This window comes from Shuttleworthella sp. (assembly GCF_057251025.1).
Genome location: NZ_DBHIDN010000025.1, coordinates 1 through 22,320 on the forward strand (window position 1 = coordinate 1; position 22,320 = coordinate 22,320).

Genomic DNA, 22,320 nt, shown 5'->3' on the forward strand with positions numbered 1-22,320 from the left:
TTGACTGCGGCGATGGTCACCTGGCGCATCTCCATGAGCTTGAAGAAGGGCTTGGCGGCGCGGATGCCGAAAGCTCTGGCCTCAGGAGCGGTAAAGCCGGCCATCTCAGAGATATCGGCGCCGGCAACGAAAGAACGATAGGGGTCGTCCGCGCCCAGTTTCTTATTGAAGCAGGGGCCGCCGGTCAAGATCAGGACCTTGATGTCATCTCTCGCCTCAATCTCGGTCAAAGCGAGATCCAGTTCCTCCAGAGTCTCGGTATTTAAGGCGTTGAGAGACTTGGGATTGCTGATCTTCAAGGTCGCAATTTCCTCTGCGACTTCCAGGATCAAATGCTTGAATTCTGTCATATGCACTCTCCTTATCAAGACAATGACGATGCCCATCCGGCATCTGCTAAGATTATGATAATTCTATAACAGGGGGAATTCAATCGGAATTGAATTTCTGTGGTAAACTTCATGGTATCCACCGCATAGGCTGCCGGGGATTTGCCACGACGGCCCGGCCATGCCGGGGCCGTGCTTTATTTTAAGAAGCGCTTCATCAGGCGCAGGGGAAGAGTTATGGATCAGGAGAGACGCAAGGAAGAGATCATAGAGAGATTGCGGGCGGCCGGGCGGCCGGTCAGCGCCTCGGCGCTTGCAGGGAACTTCGGAGTCAGCAGGCAGATCATTGTCGGCGATATTGCCGTCCTTCGGGCCAAGGGGCATGAGATCATGGCGACGCCGCGGGGATACCTTCTGGCGGATGAGACCGGCATGCCGGCCTATCAGGTCGCCTGCAGGCACAAGGCAGATCAGATTCTTGACGAATTGAACGCGATTGTTGACTGCGGCGGGTGTGTTGTGGATGTGATCGTCGAGCATCCCCTCTACGGGGAGCTGGTGGGCAAGCTCGAGATCAGCAATCGGCTGGAGGCGGCGGATTTCGCCGGCCGGGTCACAGAGAGCGGGGCTACCCCCCTGTCCCTGCTCACGGGAGGGGTCCATCTCCACACCATCCGCTGCAGGGATTCGAAGACACTCAAGCAGATTCGGGCCAGACTCCGAGGTCTCGATCTTCTGTTTGAATGACTCCGGAATGATTTTGCCCCGAGAGAAAAAGATTGACTTCCGGGACTGCCTTCTATAGTGTATAGTCATGTGTCATGACATAAGCAGACGAAGGAGGTTGTGATGGAGAGAATGCAGGCATTTCTCAAGAGGAAGAAGATCGAGATTTCCTGGAAACGGTATGGAATCGATGCGCTGGGGGCAATGGCCCAGGGGCTCTTTTGCTCCCTCCTGGTCGGGACCATCATCAGTACGCTGGGAAGCCAGTTTCACATTGCGGCCCTCTCTAAGACCATAGCGACGATCGCCGGGATCGACTACACGGTCGGCGGCATGGCGATGGCGATGAGCGGCCCCGCCATGGCCTGCGCCATCGGATATGCTCTGTCCGCGCCGCCCCTGGTCCTCTTCTCGCTGATCACAGTCGGATTCGCGTCGAATGCCTTGGGGGGCGCGGGCGGCCCCCTGGCAGTTCTCTTTATTGCAATCCTGTCTGCAGAGTGCGGTAAGGCTGTGTCCAAGGAGACCAAGGTTGACATTCTTGTCACGCCCCTTGTCACCATCGGAGTCGGCGTGGCTTCATCCTGGCTCATTGCGCCAGCTCTGGGAGCCCTTGCGATGAAGCTCGGGAGCATTATCGTGTGGGCCACAGACCTGCAGCCCTTCTTTATGGGAGTGATCGTGTCGGTTGTGGTCGGAATGGCCCTCACCCTCCCCATCTCCTCGGCGGCAATCTGTGCTGCGCTGGGTCTGACGGGCCTGGCCGGCGGGGCCGCTCTGGCAGGCTGCTGTGCACAGATGGTCGGCTTCGCGGTTGCCTCCTATGAGGAGAATGGGGTCGGGGGCCTCGTATCACAGGGAATCGGGACCTCGATGCTTCAGATGGGTAATATCGTGAGAAATCCCCGCATCTGGATCGCCCCCACGGTGGCCTCCGCCATTACGGGGCCGATTGCGACTTGCCTCTTCCAGCTCAAGATGAATGGGCCCGCGATCGCAAGCGGCATGGGGACCTGTGGCCTGGTTGGCCCTCTGGGGGTCTATTCCGGCTGGATCAGTGACATCGAAAGAGGAGTGAAGGGGCAGATCGGTGCGGGGGATTGGATCGGACTGATTCTGATCTGTCTGGTTCTGCCGGCAGTTCTGACCCTCCTGATCCACATGGGCTTAAAGAGAGCCGGGTGGGTCAAGCCGGGAGATCAGAAATTGTGAGATGACAGAAGGGATCCGGCTGAAGGCAATTCTGACCGAGGGCAGCTCTGACCGAGGGGGACGCGCTTGTATTTGCAGTGCGCGGAAGTTACATTAGTAAGTGCAGAATAAGGCGGATGCGAGGTAGATCATGTTGGATCAATTTGACCTGTCCCCCCTGGTCGCCCCGGCCATGGACTGGTTTTACGAAAATAAGAGGGACCTGCCTTGGCGAAAAGACAGGGACCCTTACCACATCTGGGTCTCGGAGATCATGCTGCAGCAGACCCGGGTGGAGGCGGTCAAGCCCTACTATACCGGTTTTCTGACGGCACTGCCGACGATCGCAGACCTGGCCGCCTGCCCCAAAGACCGGCTCAACAAGCTCTGGGAGGGGCTCGGCTATTATTCCAGAGTCCGAAACATGCAGAGGGCGGCCGGAATCCTTGTGGAAGAATACGGGGGCCGGATGCCGGAGGACTATGAGTCCATTCTCAGTCTGCCCGGGATCGGTCCCTATACGGCGGGAGCGATCGCTTCCATCGCTTTTGACCTGCCCCGGCCTGCCGTGGACGGGAATGTCCTTCGGATCCTGGCCAGGGTCTCAGGAGACGACATTGATATTAAGAGCGATCTGGCGAAGAAGAGGGCCCGGGAGGCCCTCAATGCGGTGATGCCCGAGAAGGGGTCGGGCATCTTCAACCAGGCCCTGATGGAGATCGGAGCAACGGTCTGCCTTCCGGCCGGCCGGCCCCTCTGCGGACAATGCCCCTGGAGGGGCAAGTGCCTGGCAGAACGGGAGGGGAGCTGGGACCGCCTGCCGGTGCGGTCCAAGGGCAGGCCCAGGCGGGTAGAGGAGAGGACTGTCCTCATCGTCAGAAACGGCTCACGGGTTGTGATCGGCCGAAGACCCGAGGACGGGCTGCTGGCGGGACTCTATGAGTTCCCCAATGTCAGGGGGCATCTGAGCGAGGATGCGGCTCTGGCCCGCACCGAGCAGATGGGCTATGAGCCCTTGCATATCAGGAGACTGGATGAGGCCAGGCATATCTTCAGCCACATCGAGTGGCGGATGATCGGCTATGAGATTCGGGTGTCAGACGGACAACTGTACAGGGGAGAGGACGACTCCGAGGCCCGAGGCGATGCGAAGGAAAACGGCCCCGAGGCCCGAGGCGATGCGAAGAAAAACGGCCCCGAGATCCGAGGCGATGCGGAGGAAAACGGATCCGGCAAGGGGACGGAGAAGGCCATGACCTGGCCCGTGGATATCGAGGAGATCTCCAGAAACTATGCCATCCCATCGGCATTTGCCGCTTATGCGGATGCCGTCCGGCTGGAGCGCGGACCGAAAATTGCCGGAGAGAAAGATTAAGAGCCATTCGTCCGCCGGACTGTTACAATAGGATGGACGACAGGATGAGAGACCCGAGTCAGTGGACCGGCAGGAGGGAGACAGAATGAAGATTATTAGCTTTGCGATACCCTGTTACAATTCGCAGGACTACATGGACAAGTGCATCAATTCCCTTCTTCCCGGCGGAGAGGATGTGGAAATTCTGATTGTTGACGACGGATCAACAGACCGGACGGCCGAGATTGCAGACGACTATGCGGCCAGGTACCCGGGCATCTGCCGGGTGATACACCAGCCCAATGGCGGGCACGGAGAGGCTGTCAATGCGGGACTTCGCAATGCCCAGGGTATCTACTACAAGGTGGTTGATTCTGATGACTGGGTGGACCCGGAGGCCTATGTCCAGGTGCTTAACACTTTAAAACGCCTGATTCGCCAGGGAACGCCGGTGGATATGCTCCTGACCAATTATGTCTATGAGAAGGTCTATGAGAACACCAGGCGCCGCATGGTCTACAGCCTCCTCTTTCCACAGAACAAGGTGATCGGCTGGAATGAGATGAAGCACAATATCAAGGGCTTTACCATCCTGATGCACTCCGTGACCTATCGGACGCAGATGCTTCGGGACTGCGGACTGGAACTGCCCAAGCACACCTTCTATGTGGATAATCTTTTCGTATATGTTCCCCTGCCCCATGTGAAGACCCTCTACTATCTGAATGTGAATTTCTACCGCTATTTCATCGGCAGAGAGGGCCAGTCGGTTGCGGAGCAGACCATGATCAAGCGGATCGATCAGCAGCTGAGGGTCAATTATCTCATGATTGACTCCGTGGATCCCTGGAAGGTGACAGAGAAGCACTTGCGCAAGTATATGCTGGGATACCTGGAGATGATCACGGTTGTCACTACATCCATGGCCTATCTGTCGCACGACAGCGAGAATCTGGAGAAGGTCCGGGCCCTCTGGCGCTATATGAAGCAGAAGGACCGCCGCACCTATATGAAGGTCCGCTACGGCATCATGGGAAGCGCCATGAACCTGCCCGGGCCCACTGGGCGCAGGCTCTCGATCAAGGCCTATCAGCTGACCAGAAGGATCATGAAGTTCAACTGAGCGCGCGGAGGAATCGCCCAGCGAAAAGAGGAGGATCGGGATGGATCAGAATCGGCAATTTCAGGGACAGGACCCTGAGCGGGAGGAGACAGATAAGAGGCAGCAGACCCGGTATGTGATGAGACCGTCGCAAGAGTCTTTCTATGATCCCAGGCCAAGAGACGCCGAGGGAAGGCTGATCGGGCGGACCAATGGGCTCAGGGCCCTGTGGCTTGGAATATTCGCCCTGACCTTCTTTGCGACGGGATTTAATATCTTCCTGGCCCTGCTGGCACTTGTCTTCGGACTCATCCAGTTGATCCATTATTCGAGCAAGGAGGGCCGCCTGCCGGCGGTCATGGGAATCGCCCTGGCGCTTCTTTCTGTGACCCTTCTGATCGGATCCTATGCCAGAATCGCCCGGAACCCCAACTTCCTTAAGATGCTGATGAATGCGCCCGGCCAGGATATTTTGAAGGAATTGGATTAGGAAGGGCAAGAGAGGGACAAGGGTGGAATAAGCGAGGAAGAAGAGGCCCTGGGGAGGGACTGCGCAGAGAAGGAAGCGGTTGACGGAAAGCCTTTCCCTCTCTATAATTAGGAACGTCTTTTATATGTTAAAGCAATGAGGAAGAGAGTAGTCGAGCGCAAGACGGATGAGCGAGCCGATGGTGGTGAGAGATCGGACCGGGATAACTCGATGAAAATCACTTCCTGGCAGCCGACTGAAGGGCTCTTAGCAGGAGACCTGTGTAGGAAGGACGTCATCTCCACGTTATGGAGAACGTGTATGCGGGACCTGCTGCGCGGATGGATTCTGCCGGATGACCTTCGGGGCCGGGAGGAGACAGGAGCCGGGCGAGAGGGAACAAGTACTTCGTATGGGTGGTTAGCAAGAGTCTCTTGTCCTGTGCGGACAAGGGACTTTTTTCAGCAGAGAAAGGACAGAGCATGTCTACTTACAAGAAAGTGACCAATGATCTCAATTTCGTCGAGCGGGAGCGAGAGACCAGGAAATTCTGGGAAGATCAGCATATCTTCGAGAAGTCCATGGATGCTTCCGGGAAACAGCCCGTTTTCACCTTCTATGACGGTCCGCCGACGGCCAATGGAAAGCCCCATATCGGACATGTCCTGACCCGAGTCATCAAGGATATGATTCCCCGGTATCAGACCATGAAGGGCAACTATGTGCCCCGCAAGGCCGGCTGGGATACACATGGCCTGCCGGTTGAGATCGGCATCGAGAAGAAGCTGGGTCTGGACGGCAAGGAACAGATCGAGGCCTATGGCATCAAGCCCTTTGTGGAGCAGTGCAAGGAATCCGTCTGGGAGTACAAGGGTATGTGGGAGGATTTCTCCGGCGCGGTCGGTTTCTGGGCTGACATGGACAATCCCTATATCACCTATGATAATAATTTCATTGAGTCCGAGTGGTGGGGGCTCAAGCAGATCTGGGACAAGAAGCTTCTCTATAAGGGCTTTAAGGTCGTTCCCTACTGCCCCCGCTGCGGGACCCCCCTGTCCTCGCAGGAGGTAGCCCAGGGCTATAAGACGGTCAAGGAGAGGTCCGCAGTCGTCCGCTTTAAGGCCAAGGGAGAGGACGCCTACTTCTTGGCCTGGACGACAACCCCCTGGACCCTGCCCTCCAATATCGCCCTCTGTGTGAACCCGGAGGAGACCTATGTCAAGGCCCTCTGCATCGATGGATTCACCTACTATATGGCCGAGGCTCTTTTGGACAAGGTTCTCGGGCCTTTGGCCAAGGATGATCAGCCGGCCTACCGGATCCTGGAGACCATGAAGGGACGGGACCTGGAGTACCGCGAGTATGAGCCTCTCTACGACTGCGCGGCCCGGGCTGTCGAGAAGTCCCACAAGAAGGCCTTCTTCGTGGAAGTCGACGACTATGTCACCATGTCCGACGGCACCGGAATCGTCCACGAAGCTCCCGCCTTCGGTGAGGACGATGCCCGCGTCGCTCGCAAGTACGACCTCCCCTTTGTCCAGATGGTTGACGAGAGGGGCTGCATGAAGCCGGAGACCCCTTTCGCCGGCATGCGCTGCAAGCCCACGGAGGAGGAAATGGCCGGAGGCGCCAAGTCCGCTGATCCCGCTGTCTTAGAGGACTTAAAGGACAGAGGGCTCCTCTTCGATGCCCCCAAGTTCGAGCATGACTATCCGCATTGCTGGAGGTGCGACACCCCTCTCCTCTATTTCGCAAGAGAGTCCTGGTTTATCAAGATGACTGCCGTCAAGGACGACCTGGTCAGAAACAACCGGACGGTCAACTGGATCCCCCAGTCCATCGGCGAGGGGAGATTCGGCAACTGGCTTGAGAATATCCAGGACTGGGGAATCTCCAGAAATCGCTACTGGGGAACCCCCCTCAACATCTGGGAGTGCGATGGCTGCGGTCATCAGGAGTGCATCGGCTCCAGGGCGGAGCTGGTCGAGAAGACGGGAGACGCAGCTATGGCGGACATAGAGCTGCACCGCCCCTACATCGACGAGGTGACCTTCCCCTGTCCCCACTGCGGCAGGCCCATGCACCGAGTACCGGAGGTGGTGGATGTCTGGTTCGACTCCGGGGCCATGCCCTATGCCCAGCACCACTATCCTTTTGAGAATAAGGATAAGTTCGAGCAGCAGTTCCCGGCCGATTTCATCTCCGAGGCGGTCGATCAGACCCGCGGATGGTTCTACTCCCTGATGGCGGAGTCAACCATTCTCTTCAACAAGGCTCCCTATAAGAATGTCATCGTCCTGGGCCATGTCCTGGATGGCAAGGGGCAGAAGATGTCCAAGTCCAAGGGAAATGCCGTTGACCCCATGGAGGCCCTATCCAGCTATGGAGCGGACGCCATCCGCTGGTATTTCTACACCAACTCCAACCCCTGGCTTCCCAACAAGTTCTCAGGCAAGACGGTGGAAGAGGGCCAGCGCAAGTTCTTGAACACGGTCTGGAACACATACGCCTTCTATGTCCTCTACGCCAATATTGACGCCTTCGACCCGACCAACTACCGCCTGCAGAAGGACCGGCTGTCCCTGATGGATCGCTGGGCCCTAAGCCGCTTGAACTCCACGGTCAAGGCGGTCGATGAGAATCTGGGGTCCTACCGGATTCCCGAGGCCGGAAGAGCCCTGCAGGACTTCATCGATGACCTGTCCAACTGGTATGTCAGAAGGAGCCGTGAGCGCTTCTGGGCCAAGGGAATGGATCAGGACAAGATCAATGCCTACCTGACCCTCTACACATGCCTTGTGACCTTCTCCAAGCTGGCAGCGCCCATGATCCCCTTCATGACGGACGAGATCTACCGGAATCTGGTCTGCAGCGTTGACCCCGGCGCGCCGGAATCCGTCCACCTGTGCAGCTTCCCCGTCTCTGACCAGAGTCAGATCGACAGAGGCTTAGAGGCTGATATGAAGGAACTTTTACGGATCGTTGTCCTGGGGCGCGCCTGCCGCAATGCCTCCAACATCAAGAACCGCCAGCCCCTGGCCAAGATGTATATCAAGGCGGAGGACCGGCTGAACGACTTCTATACGGGCATCATCGAGGATGAGCTCAATGTCAAGAAGGCGGAGTTCGTAGGAGATGTCACCGATTTCACCAGCTATATCTTCAAGCCTCAGCTCAGGACCGTAGGCCCCAAGTACGGCAAATTCCTGGGCCGGATTCAGAAGACCCTGGCAGAACTGGATGGGAATCGAGCCTATGCGAAGCTGCAGGAAGAGGGAAGGCTCTCTCTCCCCCAGGTGGACGCCTCTGTGGAACTGACCCGGGAGGATCTTCTGATCACGATGACGCAGAAGGAGGGCTATGTGACTGACGGCGACGGCAAGGTGACCGTCGTCCTGGACACCAACCTGACAGACGAACTGCGAGAAGAGGGAATGGTTCGAGAGATCATCTCCAAGCTGCAGACCATGCGCAAGGAGGCGGGATTCGAGGTCATGGACCATATCGCGATCGGATACAGGGGCAATGAGAAGATCGCCTCCATCTGCCGGGATTACGGACAGACCATTATGGCAGAGACCATGGCTGACTCCATCACAGAGGGGGAAGCAGGCGGATATGCCAAGGAATGGGATATCAACGGAGAGCGGGCGACCCTGTCCGTCGCGAAGGTCGGCTGACCATGTCCGCATGGGGCAGACTTGTCCCGGAAAAGGCCGGTCATAAGGGCAGGACAATGGAATTATCAGACCCGGTCGGAGCTTGAGATGAGCTTTGACCGGGTCTTCGCATGGCCGGATCCCGATTCCGGTTGCATGAAATCATCCAGTTGCATGAAATCATAAAAAGTGGTCTAATGGATAAAGCTAGTTACAACTAACAAAAAAGGAATCGCATTGCGGCACTTGCAAGAAATTTAGTATAATGAAACTTGTATACAAGATGAAAGAGGCGGATTCAGAAGGTGTGTCATGAAAAGGGTTTCGCGCAGGGCCTATGCAAAAATCAATCTGGGACTGGATGTTCTCGGACGAAGACCGGACGGCTACCATGATGTCCGCATGATCATGCAGCAGGTAGACCTCTTCGACGAACTTGTCCTGGAGGCGAGGGCAGATGGGAAAGTTTCAATGGACTGCGATAAGCCCGACCTGCCCTGCGACGCCTCAAACCTCTGTGCCAGAGCGGCGGAATTGATGCGGAGCCACTACGGATTGTCCGAGGGGGTGCACATTGCTCTGACCAAGCGGATTCCTCTGGCTGCGGGTCTTGCCGGAGGCTCTGCGGACGCAGCTGCCGTGATGCGGGGAATGGCGGACCTCTTCCTGGATGATCCAAATGCTACAGGGGCGATGGACTGGGAATTGCGGGAGCTTGCCCCGGGTCTGGGGGCGGATATCCCCTACTGCCTTATGGGCGGAACTGCATTGGCGGAGGGAATCGGCGAGGTCCTGACTCCGATCGCGCCGGCCCTCAGGGAGATTCCCACCCTGCTCGTCAAGCCCCTGGCCTCTGTCTCTACGGGAGAGGTCTACCGGGCTCTGGACACCTGCCCCGCGGTCCGTCACCCGGATATAGACGGACTGGTCCGGGCCATCCGGGGAGAATCCTACCGGGGTCTCTGCCGGGGCCTTGGAAATGTCCTGGAAGAGGTGACGATTCCCATGCATCCGGAGATCCGGCAGCTAAAGGACTGCCTGATGGACGGGGGAGCGGACGCGGCGCTCATGTCCGGCTCCGGCCCGACGGTATTCGCCTTCTTCTCAGATACAGAGCGGCTGGAGTCATGCCGAAGACAGCTTGAGGACCGGAGAGAGGACCTGGGGATTGCTCATCTCTTCGCAAGTCGCACGCGATGAAGCAGATGGTGATGATGAATTGCCGGTGGCTTTTGTGACAGTCCGGCGCAGGGGCAATCACTCATAAGTATAAGAGAGAGGGACGAGCGGCCGGCGAATCGCCGGGGACCGCATGGATATGATCGCGCAGACCGCGCGGGAGGAATATGATGCTACAGTCAGAGCACGGAGATTTGAAGCTGGATATGGACGCCTATCTTCCCTTGAGAGATGTGGTTTTCAATACCCTGCGGAATGCGATTCTGCGGGGAGATCTAAAGCCGGGTGAGCGCCTGATGGAGATGCATCTGGCCAATCGTCTGGGTGTCAGCCGGACCCCCATTCGGGAGGCCATCCGCATGCTGGAGCAGGAGGGACTTGCGGTGACGATTCCCAGGAAGGGAGCGCAGGTCGCCAAGATGACGGAGAAGGACCTGCAGGACGTCCTGGAGATCCGGGACGCCTTAGATGAGCTGGCAGTCACCAGGGCCTGCATGTGTGAGGATGCCGACTTCTTAAAGAACCTGGAGACAGCCATGAAGGACTTTGAGCTGGCCACAAGAAGCGGCAACTACAGGAAGATCACGGAGGCGGATGAGGCTTTTCACGCAGTGATCTATCAGGCGGCCGACAACCCCAAGCTGGAGAGCATTGTCACCAACCTGCGCGAGCAGATGTATCGCTACCGCTATGAGTACATCAAGGACACAGAGACATACTCCCGCCTGATTCAGGAACACGCCGCCATCTTAGACGGCCTGCGCCGCAAGGACAAGGACTATGTCAAGGCTATCATGCACACCCATCTGGCCAACCAGATTGAGGCGGTTCGCGGGGTGATCCGCGAGCAGAGAAGGCATTACTGATGCCTGTCGCAAGCGAGGTCCTGATCCGGATCCGGGTTCGGGAGACACAGGCCGGATGCGCTGACGAGAGCATGACAGAATACCGGGGCAGACTCCTGGAGAGGGAGGGAACAAGGATCCTTCAATATGAGGACCTCATCGAGGGAGAGAAAGAAGCAGTCCCGACCACGGTCTTTATCCGCAAGGACCGGGTCGAGATCCACCGCAGAGGGCCGGCCGACAGCCGCCTGGTCTATATTCCCGGGGCCTGGACCGGCTGCGACTACCACACACCGGTGGGATTTCTGGATCTGAGAATCTATACGGACGAGTGCCGGATCCGGACCCTTCCCGGACGGATCATCAAGCTGGCCCTGTCCTATCGGCTTGAGATCAGCGGACAGGATGCCGGGCGAAGAGACCTGACCATAGAGGCCTTGCCGTCCGATCCTACTGTAAGAGATTGAGAAAGGCCCGCATCTCCTCAGTCACCCACTTATCCCGGTGGTAGATACACTGGCGCTGCATGTGCATGTGGAAGTCTTCCACCCGGAGGATGGCCAGTTCTCCGGCGGTCACCTGGTCGACGACACAGAAGTAGGGGAGGAAGGAGACGCCGCCATGCTCTCTTAGCATGCGGATGATGAGGTCCGGGTCCTGGACTTCCAGGAAGCAGGAGAGGGCCATGCCCCGGGCCGCCAGATACTGGTCCAGGGCCTTGCGGTAGTTCTCGCCGGCTTCGGTGGAGAAGAAGGGCTGGCGGATGACCTCCTCCATGCTGACCTTCCGCCGCTTGGCCAGGGGAGACCTGGCGGAAGTAACGAAGACGATGGACTCCTGCGCCTCTAAAGCCTTGATCCAGTTCGTATCGTAGAGGGGCTGGTCCAGGAGATAGATCAGATCCAGTTCATTGTGAATCATCTGCTGCACCAGTTCGGAGGGAGGGGCGGACTTGATGATGACCTGGTAATGGGGGTGCTTCTCGTAGAGGCGGAGAAGAATGTCGGCCAGACGGTACTCCATAAGGGAATCAATGACGCCCAGGCGGAGCCGGTGCTTCTTGAAGTTCTCATTGCCCATATCGGTCTGCATCCGGTCGATGCGATTTAAGATATCATTGGAGAAGGCCAGAAAGCGCTCTCCCTCTGAGGTCAGTTTGACATGCCGGCCGATCCGGTCAAAGAGTTGGGTGTGGTACTCCTGCTCCAGCTGCTTGATCTGAATGGTGACCGCGGACTGAGAGTAGCCCAGCTGCTCTGCCGCCCGGGAGAAGCTCAGGCATTCCGCCACGCGCTCGAAGGTCACAAGCTGTCGGATTTCCATAGGAGTCCCCTTTCATTTTCTTTCTTTCGATTCCCCTTCTGATTATAAGTCTTATCACAGATCTATTAAATATATTCATGGACTTTATCAAAAAGATAAAATGCACAAATAGTATATCCAAGTTATACTGGAACTGTGGTTAGAGTCTGATCATTCTTGATGTTGAGGCCATCAGAGGGGTCAGATCGTTTCGTCTTAAGAAAAGGGGAAAGCAATGAAAGAAAAAAAGAAACTGGGCCTTGTCCCTCGTCTGATTATCGCCATTATCCTTGGCATTCTGATCGGGCAGTTCATGCCGCTCTGGTTCTCCAGAACCGTCGTGACCCTGTCGGGTATTTTCTCTACGGTGCTCAAGTTTGTCATTCCGCTCATGATCTTAGCCTATGTCACGATGGGGATCGCGGACCTGACCCAGTCGGCCGGGAAGCTGCTTCTGATCACGGTGGCCATGGCGTATGGGTCGACCCTGATTGCGGGGACCCTGTCTTATCTGGTGTCCGCAGCCCTCTTCCCGTCCTTCATGTCACCGGATGCTCTGGCGCAGATCCAGGCGACGGCGGGAAATTCTGTGGATAGCTATTTTGCCATCAAGATCCCTCCGCTTCTGGATACGATTTCCGCAGTTGTCCTGGCCTTCATGCTGGGTCTCTGCCTGTCCTCCATGCGGGGCAAGAAGGAGATCGGGGACACGCTCTACAGTGCAATCAAGGATTTCTCAGCCATCATCGACCGGGTGCTCCATGTGCTGATTATCCCCCTTCTGCCTCTCTATATCTGCGGCACCTTCGTTGACATGACGGTATCCGGCAAGACCTATACCATTCTCGGTATCCTCTGGAAGGTATTTATTGTCGTTATTATCATGCACCTGCTCTATCTGCTGGCTCAGTTCACCTTGGCAGGAAGTATCTCTCACAAGAACCCCTTCCGCCTGATGAAGAACCAGATCCCGGGTTATGCCACTGCCATCGGGACCCAGTCCTCCGCGGCGACGATTCCCGTCAACCTTCAGTGCGCTGAGAAGGACGGCGTCAGCGAGCAGATTCGCAATTTCGTCGTTCCCCTCTGCGCCAACATCCATATGTGCGGGTCAATGATCACGATCACCGCCTGCGCGACGGCTGTCTGCCTGATGAACAACCTGCCGATTTCTCTTGGCACGGTGATCCCCTTCATCATGACCCTTGGTGTGGCCATGGTCGCTTCTCCGGGAGCGCCGGGCGGATCCATTATGACCGCCCTCCCCTTCCTCTACCTGATCTTCGGCAAGGAGGCAGGAGATCCCAACGGCCCCATCTGCGCCATTATGGTCGCCCTCTACCTGACTCAGGATTCCTTCGGAACGGCCTGCAATGTGTCCGGAGACAACGCGATCGGCGTTATCGTCAATGCGATCTACAATAAGTTCCTCTCCAAGGGAACAGAGGAGAGCGCCCAGGCTTAACTTGCGGAGGCAGTTCTATGAATGTATTCCATATCATCGGGCCGGTTATGATCGGTCCCTCCAGCTCTCACACGGCCGGGGCAGTCCGCCTGGGCCGGGTGGTCAACAAGGTATCCAATGACAAGCCCCTGGCCTCAGTCAGCATTGAGCTGTCCGGGTCCTTCGCCAGAACCTATCAGGGACATGGCACGGACCGGGCGCTTCTGGCGGGCATTATGGGATACCACTCTTATTCGGAGGAGATCCGGGATGCACTGGAAATTGCCACTAAGAAGGGAATTTCCTACGAGTTCATTCCGCGGGACATTCCAGGAGCCCACCCCAATACCGCCTGCATCCACTACAAGACCGTCAGCGGAGAAGAGGGCTGTGTCCAGGGAGCCAGCATCGGCGGAGGGAATATCCGGGTCGACTATGTCAACGGCATGGAGGTCAACTTCACCGGGGAGAACAATACCATTCTGGTCTTGCACAAGGATACGCCCGGCGTGATCGCCGACGTCACCAATCTCATGCGGATGAAGTATGCGGAGGTCAACATCGGCAACTTCAAGCTCTCCCGCAAGGAGAAGGGATCAACGGCTCTGATGACCATTGAGATCGATCAGATGCCGCCTCTGGGGATGACAGAGGAGATTGAAAGTCTGAACCATGTGGAAAGAGCCCTTCTGATTCGGGCTGTCTGACGGAGGTCGCCATGTTTAAGTATGAGACAATTCGTGAACTGGTCGATGCCGCCCGGACCCAGGGCAGGAAGATCAGTGATATTTTCATTGAGGACCAGGCCAAGGCTATGGAGACCAGCCCGGAGGAGATCCTGGCCAAGATGGACCGGGCCTTTCAGGTGATGATCGACTGCACCCGGCGGGGAGCCGACAAGGACCTGAAATCGCACTCCGGTCTGACCGGAGGCGAGGGCTACCGGATGCTAAGCTATGCGGAAAATGACCCGGAGGGCGGCTGGATGGGGAACCATATGACCAAGGCCGTGGGCCGGGCCCTGGCGGCTTCTGTCTCCAATGCGGCGATGGGAAAGATTGTGGCAGCGCCCACGGCCGGATCCTGCGGGATCTTGCCCGGCTGCCTGGTCAGCGCCTATGAGGACCGGGGGATGGACCGGGAGGCCTGTGTCAGGGCCCTCTTCACCGCCGGAGCCTTCGGCCTTGTGGTGGCCAATGTGGCTTCAATCGCAGGGGCCGAGGGAGGCTGTCAGGCCGAGTGCGGATCCGCTTCCGGGATGGCGGCAGCGGCTCTGGTGGAACTCCGCGGCGGAAGTCCAGAGCAGGCAGCTACGGCCATGGGGATTGCGATTGTCAATCAGATGGGCCTGGTCTGTGATCCGGTCGCGGGTCTGGTTGAGATCCCCTGTATCAAGCGCAATGCCTCCGGCGTCATGATCGCATTCACGGCGGCCGATATGGCTCTGGCCGGAATCGACCTGAAGATCCCGGTGGATGAGTGCATCTCGGCCATGAAGGCGGTCGGAGACAGTATGCCGGAGGCCCTCCGGGAGACGGCCGGCGGCGGCCTGGCGGCGACGCCGACCGGGAAGAAGCTCAGAGAGCAGGTCTTCGGAAAGAAGGAAGACTAGGAAGGGACCGGACGACTGCAGAGAAGCGCAAGCAGATCTCAGACGAAAGAGGGTCTCAGATATGATGAAAAGGACTGCACCAAAGCCATCGGGCTTTTGGTGCAGTCCTTTTTTACGGGGGTGCCTTGTGGCACGCGTCTTGATTCTTCTTTGCCTTCGTCTGATATCTAGCAATTCCAGCTGTCTAGCGATTCCGGCCGGCCCTGCGCAGGAGCCAGGCCCGAAGGCCCTTCTTCTTCTCGGTATTGCGCTCAATGCGGCCGTGCAGGCCGCGAACGCCCGTGATATAGAGACCGGACACGGTGGCCTTGACCTCTTTCTTGACAGGGATATCGTCGAAGAGTCTCTCATCGGCGATCAGGGTCATGATCCTGGGACCGACCTTGGCCTTTACAATGGGGACCTTAGACCGCTTGGCGTACCAAGGGGTCTGGGATATGACCTGGTCAGGAAGGCCGGACTCCTTGAGCTTGAGTCGTTTCTTGTCAATGATCAGCATACTGATGGATTGCTTTACGGCCTCAAGCTGTTCCTCCTGCTCAGCCTGGCGTTTCTCCATGCGTTTGCCGAAGAAGTAGAGGGCTATGGTGAGGCCGATCAGGATGATCAAGACAATGATCAGGACAATCCAGATGGTGGGAATGGCTGCAAACATAGAAAACTCCTTCTAGATGGTGGCTCATAATGAGTAGATTCTATCATTTGATCCGGGTCTTTGCAATGAAGAGGGGGCGATTGAACAGGCTTTAACAGGCTTGGGGCAGGAATCTCTTTAAGGAAGAGAATGGCCTCTGGGAGAATTGACACTTCCCCTGATTGGGCCACTTATGGTATACTCTTTCTGAATTTTGAAAGAATATGTTGCCGGACGGCTCCCGACAGCTCGATGAAGGAGGATTAGAATGACGCACATTAAGACTCTTAATACCAGAAGACTGCAGAACACCTTGAAGAAGGGCGGATGCGGAGAGTGCCAGACCTCTTGCCAGTCTGCCTGCAAGACCTCTTGCACCGTGGGCAATCAGAGCTGCGAGAATCAGTAAGTACCGCACTTGTGCGGTTCGTCCGTAGCGAGTGTCAATCAGAGGGGAAGACCGTAGGGACGCAGAGCAAGTCCTTGCGGTCTTCCTTTTGTTAGGAAGCGTGTCCGAAGAATGGAGAGAAGACTTGGTTCATCAGTTCAAAAATAACGGCTACAATATTGTCTTGGACGTCAACTCCGGTGCCATCCACCTGGTGGATGACGTGACCTATGACGTCATCGGCATGTATGAAGAGAAGGACAAGGAGCAGATCGAAGGGGAGATCCGGGACCGGTATCCCAAGGTCAGCCGGGCGGACCTGGAGGAGATCTTTGCAGAGATCCGGGCCCTGATTGATGACCGGTCCCTCTTTACGCCGGATCAATACGAGACTTATATGGAAGATGTCCTGAAGCGTCGCCCCACCGTGGTTAAGGCCCTCTGCCTCAATGTGGCTCATGACTGCAACCTGGCCTGCAAGTACTGCTTTGCGGATGAGGGCACCTACTGTGGAGGCCCCAGAGAGCTCATGAGCTTCGAGACCGGCAAGAATGCCTTCGACTTTCTCATCGCCAATTCCGGGAATCGAAGGAATCTGGAGGTGGACTTCTTTGGCGGAGAACCCCTGATGAACTGGGAGGTGGTCAAGAAGCTGGTGGCTTACGGAAGACAGGAGGAGAAGCTCCACGACAAGAAATTCCGCTTCACACTGACGACCAACGGCGTTCTTTTAAATGATGAGATTCAGGACTTTCTCAACCGGGAGATGAGCAATGTCGTTCTCTCGATTGACGGCAGGAAGAAAATCCACAATCAGATGCGCCCCTTCCGCGGCGGACAGGATTCCTACGACAGGATTGTCCCAAAATTCCAGAGGCTGGCGGAGTCCAGAGGGCAGCAGAGATATTACGCAAGGGGAACCTTTACCAGAAATAACCTGGATTTCTCCCAGGATGTTCTGCACATTGCGGACCTGGGTTTCAAGCAGATATCGGTGGAGCCCGTCGTGGCTCAGCCCACGGATGATTACGCGCTCCGTGAAGAAGACCTGCCCAAGCTCTTCGCCGAATACGACCGGCTGGCCGCGGAGATGGTCCGCCGGATGGGAAAGGATGAGGATTTTAATTTCTTCCACTTCATGATCGATCTTGAGGGCGGACCCTGTGTGGCCAAGCGCCTGTCCGGCTGCGGGTCAGGAACGGAATATGTCTGCATCACTCCGAATGGGGACATCTATCCCTGCCACCAGTTCGCCGGCAATCAGGATTTTGTCATGGGCAATGTCAATGACGGATCCGGTCTGGTTCGCACGGATATCCGTGATGAATTCAAGCTCTGTAATGTCTACGCCAAGGATTCGTGCAGGGACTGCTTCGCCAGGTTCTACTGTTCCGGCGGCTGTGCGGCCAATTCTTACAATTTCAAGGGCAGGATCAATGACACCTATGACCTGGGCTGTGCCCTGCAGAAGAAGCGAATCGAGTGCGCCATCATGATCAAGGCTGCCGAGGCCGCCATGGAAAACAACTATCGTGATTCCACCCGGGTGCCTGCCCCGCCGAAGGCGATCTGCTGAGGGATGAGAGAATTTTAATCTCAGGATGGCCAAGCCGCCCAAGATGAAGCCGGAGACAATTTTCTCTGCGGATATGATAGAATATATCAGATGTTTGTCTTGCCTTGACGGGCGACCCGGAGTAAAGCAAGACAGGGAACGAAGGAGAGTTAAAGATGAATCGTATGAAAAAGAGGACCGCGGTCCTGTGGCTTGTCATACTGGTCCTGCTTCTGGGATCTCTGGGTGTGATGAGTCTCAATGTTATTCGGCAGACGAAGACCTCGGGCAGCAAGGGACTGAAGCTGGGCCTCGACCTGGCGGGCGGAGTCTCTATCACCTATCAGGCCAAGGGAGACACCCCTTCTTCGCAGCAGATGAAGGATACCATCGCCAAGCTCCAGTCTCGTATCGAGAATGACCTGGGAGAGGGGCAGACGACGACCGAGGCCAATGTCTACCAGGTGGGAGACAATCGCATAACCGTTGAGATCCCCGGCGTCAAGGATGCCAATGCCCTTCTGGCTCAGCTGGGAAGCCCCGGAAAGCTCTACTTCATCCGACAGACCGGCTCAGACGGATCTGCCAACTATCAGATCAGTCAGACGAGCGGGCAGTACGAGCTGACCAAGACCATTGACCAGCTGGAGGCGGACGGATCCATCGTCCTGACCGGATCTGACGTCAAGTCCTCCAAGGCCGGGTATGAGACCCAGCAGACCGGGGCCCAGAAGCCGGTCGTTCAGATCGCACTCAATGAGAACGGAACCAAGGCCTTCGCTGAGGCAACCGCCAAGGCCAAGGAGAAGAATCAGTCCATCGGCATCTACTATGATGGTAAGTTCGTCTCTGTCCCCAGAGTTGATGCCGTCATCAATGACGGAAGCGCGGTTATCAACGGGATGAACAGCTATGAAGAGGCGGACAAGCTGGCCACCTACATCCGCATCGGCGGCCTGGACATTGAGCTGGAGGAGCTGCAGTCCGAGGTCGTAGGCGCGCAGCTGGGAAGCAACGCCGTATCCACGGCCCTTCTGGCAGCAGGAATCGGTCTTGCCATTGTCATGGTATTCATGATTGCCCTCTACATGCTGCCCGGTCTTGCGGCTGCGATTGCTCTGGCCCTCTATACGGTGATGACCGTGGCAATTCTCTACTTCTTCAATGTGACCCTGACCCTGCCCGGCGTGGCCGGTGTCATCCTCTCTCTGGGTATGGCGGTAGATGCCAATGCGATCATCTTCGCCCGCATCCGGGAGGAGATCTCTGCCGGGACCAATGTCCGCAATGCTGTTGCCTCCGGCTTCCACAAGGCGCTGGGCGCCATTGTCGACGGAAACGTGACAACTCTGATTGCAGCAGCGGTTCTGGGAATCCTTGGCTCCGGAACGGTCAAGGGATTCGCAATTACCCTGGCTATCGGTGTTGTCCTGTCCATGTTTACGGCCCTGCTGATCACCAGACTGATTATCAGCATCTTCATGGCCTTCGGAGCCCGCGATCCCAAGTTCTACGGAAAGTCCAGGGAGTGGCCCAAGATCAATTTCATCGGGAAGAGGTGGATCTTCATCGGAATCTCTCTCGCAGTGATCGGAGTCGGCCTTGTGGGCATGGGATTCCACCAAGCATCCTCCGGCAAGGCCCTGAATTACAGCCTGGAGTTCTCCGGCGGTACATCGACGACGGTGGGCTTCGACAAGACATACAGCCTGCAGGAGGCCCAGGACCAGATCGTACCGGCCTTCGAGACGGTTACCGGAGATCATGATATCCAGGTGCAGACGGTGCAGAATTCCAAGCAGATTATCTTCAAGATGAGGACTCTGAACCTGGATGAGCGCAAGAAATTGAATGAGGTCTTAAACCAGAAGTTCGGCGTGGCCGAGTCGGAGATCAGTTCGGAGAACATCTCCTCAACCATTGGAGGGGAGATGCGAAGAGCAGCTCTGATTGCAGTGCTTGTGGCAGTCTTCTTTATGCTGATCTATATCTGGTTTCGGTTCAGGGATTTCCGCTTCGCCTCTTCTGCGATCATCGCCTTAATCCATGATGTTCTGATCGTTCTGACCATGTATGCGATCTTCCGCATGTCGGTCGGATCCGCCTTTATCGCATGTATCCTGACGGTCGTTGGTTACTCCGTCAACGACACGATTGTCATATTTGACCGTCACAGGGATAATTTAAAGACCCTGGATGCGTCCGGTGAGGAGAATCTGGCAGAACTGGCCAATGAGGGTGTCCGCGAGACCTTAGGCAGGTCCCTGTCCACCTCCTTTACGACAGCTGTCATGGTTCTGATGCTTCTGATTCTCGGAACCTCGACCATGCGGGAGTTCGCCTTCCCCCTCCTGGTCGGCGTGATCTCCGGTACCTATTCGTCCATCTTCATTGCGACCCCCCTCTGGTATATGATGCGGTCTCGCAGCAAGATGGGACCGGCGGATGGACCTGCAAGGATCAAGGCCAACGAGGACAAGGCCTCCCGCAAGAAGAAGAAAGCCCAGATGGCCAAGATGCGCAAGTAAGAAAAACCGGGACCGCCCCCGCAAGCTGGAAGCAGGCTGCGGGGGCGGTCTTTTGGGTGCGCCCGGCGGCGCACCTTTCTATGTAAGAGGTGACCTGTAAGTCAGGGGGAGGACCCGGGGTATTCCCTCAGGAGGCGGGAGCCTCTGCGGGCGGATCCAGGCCCAGGACCCCACGCCTCCGATCGAAATAGTAGACATGATCTGACAGGATATCCTCCTTGGGGACCTGTGTCGTGTTAACCTGGACCACCATCTCATTCAGGCGCACAGGGTCCATCAGGCGGTCATAGGGGGTGAGCAGGACCTCGTGGATGGAAGAGGGGATGACGATCAGGTCAGAGGATAGCTGTGCTGCGATGCCGGAGAGCAGGCCCGGGTAGAGGACGGAGGCCGCCCCATAGAGCCTGGCCCGGTTGCAGAGGACGAAGAGGGGAGGCTCCGCAGACCGACTGTCATCGGGGCAGGCTGCAGGAGCCTCCTCCCTCAGAAAGTCCGACAGGGGACGAAAGCAATGGGGGAGGAGGCGGGGACTGTTGGACTCGGCGATGGCAAGAAGGTCTTCTGCGGTCGGATTCCCCCAGGACGGCAAATGGTTCTTGTGGATGAGAACACTGGCGCAGCGCTCCGCTTCGTCCTTCAAGAGGATCGAAAAGACAATGGCCAGGTCCAGGAAGTCAATATGGGGAACATCTGCCAGGAGATTTCGGTTGTCCTCCCGATTCAGCAGACGAAATACCAGATGCTTTCGGATATAGGCGAAGTCTCTGAAGCGGTCGGCATCAAAAGGAGAATCGGATCTTCGTTTCCGATAGCAGTCCAGGACCTCCTCCAGGATGCAGGCAAAAGAAGAGCCCTTCTGATAGCGCTCATAGTAGTAATTGAGATAGATATTGGGAGTGAGATTGCAGTCCGGCGCGCAGATCATCAGGGCATCCAGCTGAATGGAGTTGTTCTTTAGAATTCTCTCAATGTGAATGTCATAGTCGGGTGAAAATTCCCGGCGGATCTGCGCTAAGAGATGTGTGTTGAAGTCCGAATAGGACATGAGATTCGCTGTCATGTATCTTCCTCAGGGACATGACAGGACAAGAAGCCGGTGGGAGACCACGAACTGATTATAGCACGGGACAGACCAGCCTCTCACTGGAAGAAAGCGACAAAGATTGTGACAGGATTTCGGGCAAGTTGCCGGGGTCTGGTCGAAGCGGGAGAAAGTCCATGAAACGGGCGAGAATCTGATTTGAAAATAAAAGCCCCGGCCCTGGGGATGAGCCGCAGAGCCGGGGTGAGTCAATCGTTGATGGGGACAAGAACGGAAGCCCTGAGAGGGGATCAGCCCTCGATCAGTACCTGAGAGGGCTTCTCTTCAACCTGCCTGGTCTCCTCCTTGGGGACGCTCAAGCAGAGAACACCGTCCTTGAAGGTCGCCTTGATGTCAGACGGATCCAGATGATCGCCGACATAGAAGCTTCTCTGGAAAGAACCGGAGTAGCGCTCGCGGCGGATGTAGTGTCCGTCCTCATCCTTCTGGTCATTAGAGGACTCTCTCTTGGCCGAAACCGTCAGATAGCCCTGCTTGAGGTCGACATTGACATCGTCCTTGGAGAAGCCCGGAAGATCCATGGTCAACTCATAGGCTCCCTCAACTTCCTTGATGTCAGCTCTTAGGTTGGCGACGCCGTTCTGGTGAGAAGGCATCTTGCCGGTGGGCCAGAAGAAATCGTCATTGAAGAAATGATCGAATACATTGTCGGATAAAATACTTGGTGTCATAAACATATGAAACTCCTTTCTTTAGGAAAGCATATCTTTTTGCTTTTCTGATTTCCTATGCCTATGTTATAACTCGAATTGTTAGCACTGTCAAGTGGAGAGTGCTAATTTTTTAAAATTATTTTTGCCAGACTTTGGAGCGGGAGAGAAGGGGGGATCAGGGCATATAAAACTGGGGTTATAGGACAAAACGTGTTGATGGCTAATCCCATTGATCATAGAATCTGTCC

The 22,320-nt window shown here is 56.5% G+C and carries 20 protein-coding genes; 15 read left to right on the plus strand and 5 right to left on the minus strand.

Translation table 11 applies throughout. The annotated features are described in order from the left end of the window. Positions 1-350: enoyl-CoA hydratase-related protein (locus ACO5R6_RS06490; RefSeq protein ID WP_485626378.1), on the minus strand; the 350-nt coding region annotated here is incomplete at its 3' end. A 216-nt stretch (positions 351-566) separates the two neighbouring features. Here ACO5R6_RS06490 and ACO5R6_RS06495 point away from each other — a divergent pair. The 9 genes from ACO5R6_RS06495 to ACO5R6_RS06535 all read left to right on the plus strand — a co-directional run bounded on the left by ACO5R6_RS06495 (position 567) and on the right by ACO5R6_RS06535 (position 11,321). Then, the gene (locus ACO5R6_RS06495; protein ID WP_485626379.1) at positions 567-1,076 is read left to right on the plus strand and encodes a 3H domain-containing protein; all 510 of its coding nucleotides are present in this window, start codon (positions 567-569) and stop codon (positions 1,074-1,076) included. A 102-nt stretch (positions 1,077-1,178) separates the two neighbouring features. After that, complete coding sequence (locus ACO5R6_RS06500) at positions 1,179-2,267, plus strand: PTS sugar transporter subunit IIC (RefSeq protein WP_485626380.1); 1,089 nt, start codon at positions 1,179-1,181, stop codon at positions 2,265-2,267. Between the two features lie 130 nt (positions 2,268-2,397). Further along, positions 2,398-3,621 carry an A/G-specific adenine glycosylase gene (gene mutY, locus ACO5R6_RS06505; protein ID WP_485626381.1) on the plus strand — a complete coding sequence of 408 codons (1,224 nt, stop codon included), beginning with the start codon at positions 2,398-2,400 and terminating at the stop codon, positions 3,619-3,621. A gap of 85 nt (positions 3,622-3,706) precedes the next feature. Next, the gene (locus ACO5R6_RS06510; RefSeq protein ID WP_485626382.1) at positions 3,707-4,723 is read left to right on the plus strand and encodes a glycosyltransferase family 2 protein; all 1,017 of its coding nucleotides are present in this window, start codon (positions 3,707-3,709) and stop codon (positions 4,721-4,723) included. Between the two features lie 40 nt (positions 4,724-4,763). After that, on the plus strand, positions 4,764-5,192 hold the full coding sequence (locus ACO5R6_RS06515; RefSeq protein WP_485626383.1) for a DUF308 domain-containing protein: 429 nt from the start codon (positions 4,764-4,766) through the stop codon (positions 5,190-5,192). Between the two features lie 461 nt (positions 5,193-5,653). Continuing rightward, the gene (ileS, locus tag ACO5R6_RS06520) at positions 5,654-8,851 is read left to right on the plus strand and encodes an isoleucine--tRNA ligase (RefSeq protein WP_485626384.1); all 3,198 of its coding nucleotides are present in this window, start codon (positions 5,654-5,656) and stop codon (positions 8,849-8,851) included. A gap of 291 nt (positions 8,852-9,142) precedes the next feature. After that, positions 9,143-10,030: a 4-(cytidine 5'-diphospho)-2-C-methyl-D-erythritol kinase gene (ispE, locus tag ACO5R6_RS06525; RefSeq protein ID WP_485626385.1), complete on the plus strand. Its 888-nt coding sequence runs from the start codon at positions 9,143-9,145 to the stop codon at positions 10,028-10,030. A gap of 149 nt (positions 10,031-10,179) precedes the next feature. After that, the gene (locus ACO5R6_RS06530; protein WP_485626386.1) at positions 10,180-10,875 is read left to right on the plus strand and encodes a GntR family transcriptional regulator; all 696 of its coding nucleotides are present in this window, start codon (positions 10,180-10,182) and stop codon (positions 10,873-10,875) included. Then, entirely contained in the window at positions 10,875-11,321 is a 447-nt protein-coding gene (locus tag ACO5R6_RS06535) for a YwiB family protein (RefSeq protein ID WP_485626387.1), read from the plus strand. The genes ACO5R6_RS06530 and ACO5R6_RS06535 overlap by 1 nt, the downstream gene beginning before the upstream one ends. Here the strand turns inward: ACO5R6_RS06535 and ACO5R6_RS06540 are convergent. Beyond that, complete coding sequence (locus tag ACO5R6_RS06540; protein WP_485626388.1) at positions 11,305-12,177, minus strand: LysR family transcriptional regulator; 873 nt, start codon at positions 12,175-12,177, stop codon at positions 11,305-11,307. The two genes, ACO5R6_RS06535 and ACO5R6_RS06540, sit on opposite strands and share 17 nt — an antisense overlap. A 214-nt stretch (positions 12,178-12,391) precedes the next feature. Here ACO5R6_RS06540 and ACO5R6_RS06545 point away from each other — a divergent pair, with 214 nt between their 5' ends. From ACO5R6_RS06545 to sdaAA, 3 genes are read left to right on the plus strand one after another with little or no spacing between them, the layout of a single operon-like run. Beyond that, the gene (locus ACO5R6_RS06545; RefSeq protein ID WP_485626389.1) at positions 12,392-13,621 is read left to right on the plus strand and encodes a dicarboxylate/amino acid:cation symporter; all 1,230 of its coding nucleotides are present in this window, start codon (positions 12,392-12,394) and stop codon (positions 13,619-13,621) included. A gap of 17 nt (positions 13,622-13,638) precedes the next feature. Then, positions 13,639-14,307: an L-serine ammonia-lyase, iron-sulfur-dependent subunit beta gene (sdaAB, locus tag ACO5R6_RS06550; RefSeq protein WP_485626390.1), complete on the plus strand. Its 669-nt coding sequence runs from the start codon at positions 13,639-13,641 to the stop codon at positions 14,305-14,307. Between the two features lie 11 nt (positions 14,308-14,318). After that, the gene (gene sdaAA, locus ACO5R6_RS06555) at positions 14,319-15,212 is read left to right on the plus strand and encodes an L-serine ammonia-lyase, iron-sulfur-dependent, subunit alpha (protein WP_485626391.1); all 894 of its coding nucleotides are present in this window, start codon (positions 14,319-14,321) and stop codon (positions 15,210-15,212) included. Positions 15,213-15,396: 184 nt separating this feature from the next. Here sdaAA and ACO5R6_RS06560 read toward each other — a convergent pair whose 3' ends face one another. After that, positions 15,397-15,867: a hypothetical protein gene (locus tag ACO5R6_RS06560; RefSeq protein WP_485626392.1), complete on the minus strand. Its 471-nt coding sequence runs from the start codon at positions 15,865-15,867 to the stop codon at positions 15,397-15,399. A 247-nt stretch (positions 15,868-16,114) separates the two neighbouring features. Here ACO5R6_RS06560 and scfA point away from each other — a divergent pair, with 247 nt between their 5' ends. The 3 genes from scfA to secD all read left to right on the plus strand — a co-directional run bounded on the left by scfA (position 16,115) and on the right by secD (position 20,317). Next, complete coding sequence (gene scfA / locus ACO5R6_RS06565; RefSeq protein ID WP_485626393.1) at positions 16,115-16,255, plus strand: six-cysteine ranthipeptide SCIFF; 141 nt, start codon at positions 16,115-16,117, stop codon at positions 16,253-16,255. Between the two features lie 124 nt (positions 16,256-16,379). Then, positions 16,380-17,810, plus strand: a complete 1,431-nt coding sequence (gene scfB / locus ACO5R6_RS06570; RefSeq protein WP_485626394.1) for a thioether cross-link-forming SCIFF peptide maturase — start codon at positions 16,380-16,382, stop codon at positions 17,808-17,810. A gap of 164 nt (positions 17,811-17,974) precedes the next feature. Further along, a complete protein-coding gene (gene secD, locus ACO5R6_RS06575; protein WP_485626397.1) occupies positions 17,975-20,317 on the plus strand; it encodes a protein translocase subunit SecD in 2,343 nt (780 codons plus the stop codon). A gap of 127 nt (positions 20,318-20,444) precedes the next feature. Here the strand turns inward: secD and ACO5R6_RS06580 are convergent, their stop codons facing one another. Together ACO5R6_RS06580 and ACO5R6_RS06585 are read right to left on the minus strand one after the other, a co-directional pair. Beyond that, positions 20,445-21,377, minus strand: a complete 933-nt coding sequence (locus ACO5R6_RS06580; RefSeq protein WP_485626395.1) for a DUF5688 family protein — start codon at positions 21,375-21,377, stop codon at positions 20,445-20,447. Between the two features lie 272 nt (positions 21,378-21,649). After that, positions 21,650-22,090, minus strand: coding sequence for an Hsp20/alpha crystallin family protein (locus tag ACO5R6_RS06585; protein ID WP_485626396.1), 441 nt, complete (start codon positions 22,088-22,090; stop codon positions 21,650-21,652). Positions 22,091-22,320 lie beyond the last annotated feature (230 nt).

Bases quoted from the DNA above. Each gene is read 5' to 3' on its own strand.
- ACO5R6_RS06495 (WP_485626379.1), top strand. From the start codon at position 567: ATGGATCAGGAGAGACGCAAGGAAGAGATCATAGAGAGATTGCGGGCG.
- ACO5R6_RS06500 (WP_485626380.1), top strand. From the start codon at position 1,179: ATGGAGAGAATGCAGGCATTTCTCAAGAGGAAGAAGATCGAGATTTCC.
- mutY (WP_485626381.1), top strand. From the start codon at position 2,398: ATGTTGGATCAATTTGACCTGTCCCCCCTGGTCGCCCCGGCCATGGAC.
- ACO5R6_RS06510 (WP_485626382.1), top strand. From the start codon at position 3,707: ATGAAGATTATTAGCTTTGCGATACCCTGTTACAATTCGCAGGACTAC.
- ACO5R6_RS06515 (WP_485626383.1), top strand. From the start codon at position 4,764: ATGGATCAGAATCGGCAATTTCAGGGACAGGACCCTGAGCGGGAGGAG.
- ileS (WP_485626384.1), top strand. From the start codon at position 5,654: ATGTCTACTTACAAGAAAGTGACCAATGATCTCAATTTCGTCGAGCGG.
- ispE (WP_485626385.1), top strand. From the start codon at position 9,143: ATGAAAAGGGTTTCGCGCAGGGCCTATGCAAAAATCAATCTGGGACTG.
- ACO5R6_RS06530 (WP_485626386.1), top strand. From the start codon at position 10,180: ATGCTACAGTCAGAGCACGGAGATTTGAAGCTGGATATGGACGCCTAT.
- ACO5R6_RS06535 (WP_485626387.1), top strand. From the start codon at position 10,875: ATGCCTGTCGCAAGCGAGGTCCTGATCCGGATCCGGGTTCGGGAGACA.
- ACO5R6_RS06540 (WP_485626388.1), bottom strand. From the start codon at position 12,177: ATGGAAATCCGACAGCTTGTGACCTTCGAGCGCGTGGCGGAATGCCTG.
- ACO5R6_RS06545 (WP_485626389.1), top strand. From the start codon at position 12,392: ATGAAAGAAAAAAAGAAACTGGGCCTTGTCCCTCGTCTGATTATCGCC.
- sdaAB (WP_485626390.1), top strand. From the start codon at position 13,639: ATGAATGTATTCCATATCATCGGGCCGGTTATGATCGGTCCCTCCAGC.
- sdaAA (WP_485626391.1), top strand. From the start codon at position 14,319: ATGTTTAAGTATGAGACAATTCGTGAACTGGTCGATGCCGCCCGGACC.
- ACO5R6_RS06560 (WP_485626392.1), bottom strand. From the start codon at position 15,867: ATGTTTGCAGCCATTCCCACCATCTGGATTGTCCTGATCATTGTCTTG.
- scfA (WP_485626393.1), top strand. From the start codon at position 16,115: ATGACGCACATTAAGACTCTTAATACCAGAAGACTGCAGAACACCTTG.
- secD (WP_485626397.1), top strand. From the start codon at position 17,975: ATGAAAAAGAGGACCGCGGTCCTGTGGCTTGTCATACTGGTCCTGCTT.
- ACO5R6_RS06580 (WP_485626395.1), bottom strand. From the start codon at position 21,377: ATGACAGCGAATCTCATGTCCTATTCGGACTTCAACACACATCTCTTA.
- ACO5R6_RS06585 (WP_485626396.1), bottom strand. From the start codon at position 22,090: ATGACACCAAGTATTTTATCCGACAATGTATTCGATCATTTCTTCAAT.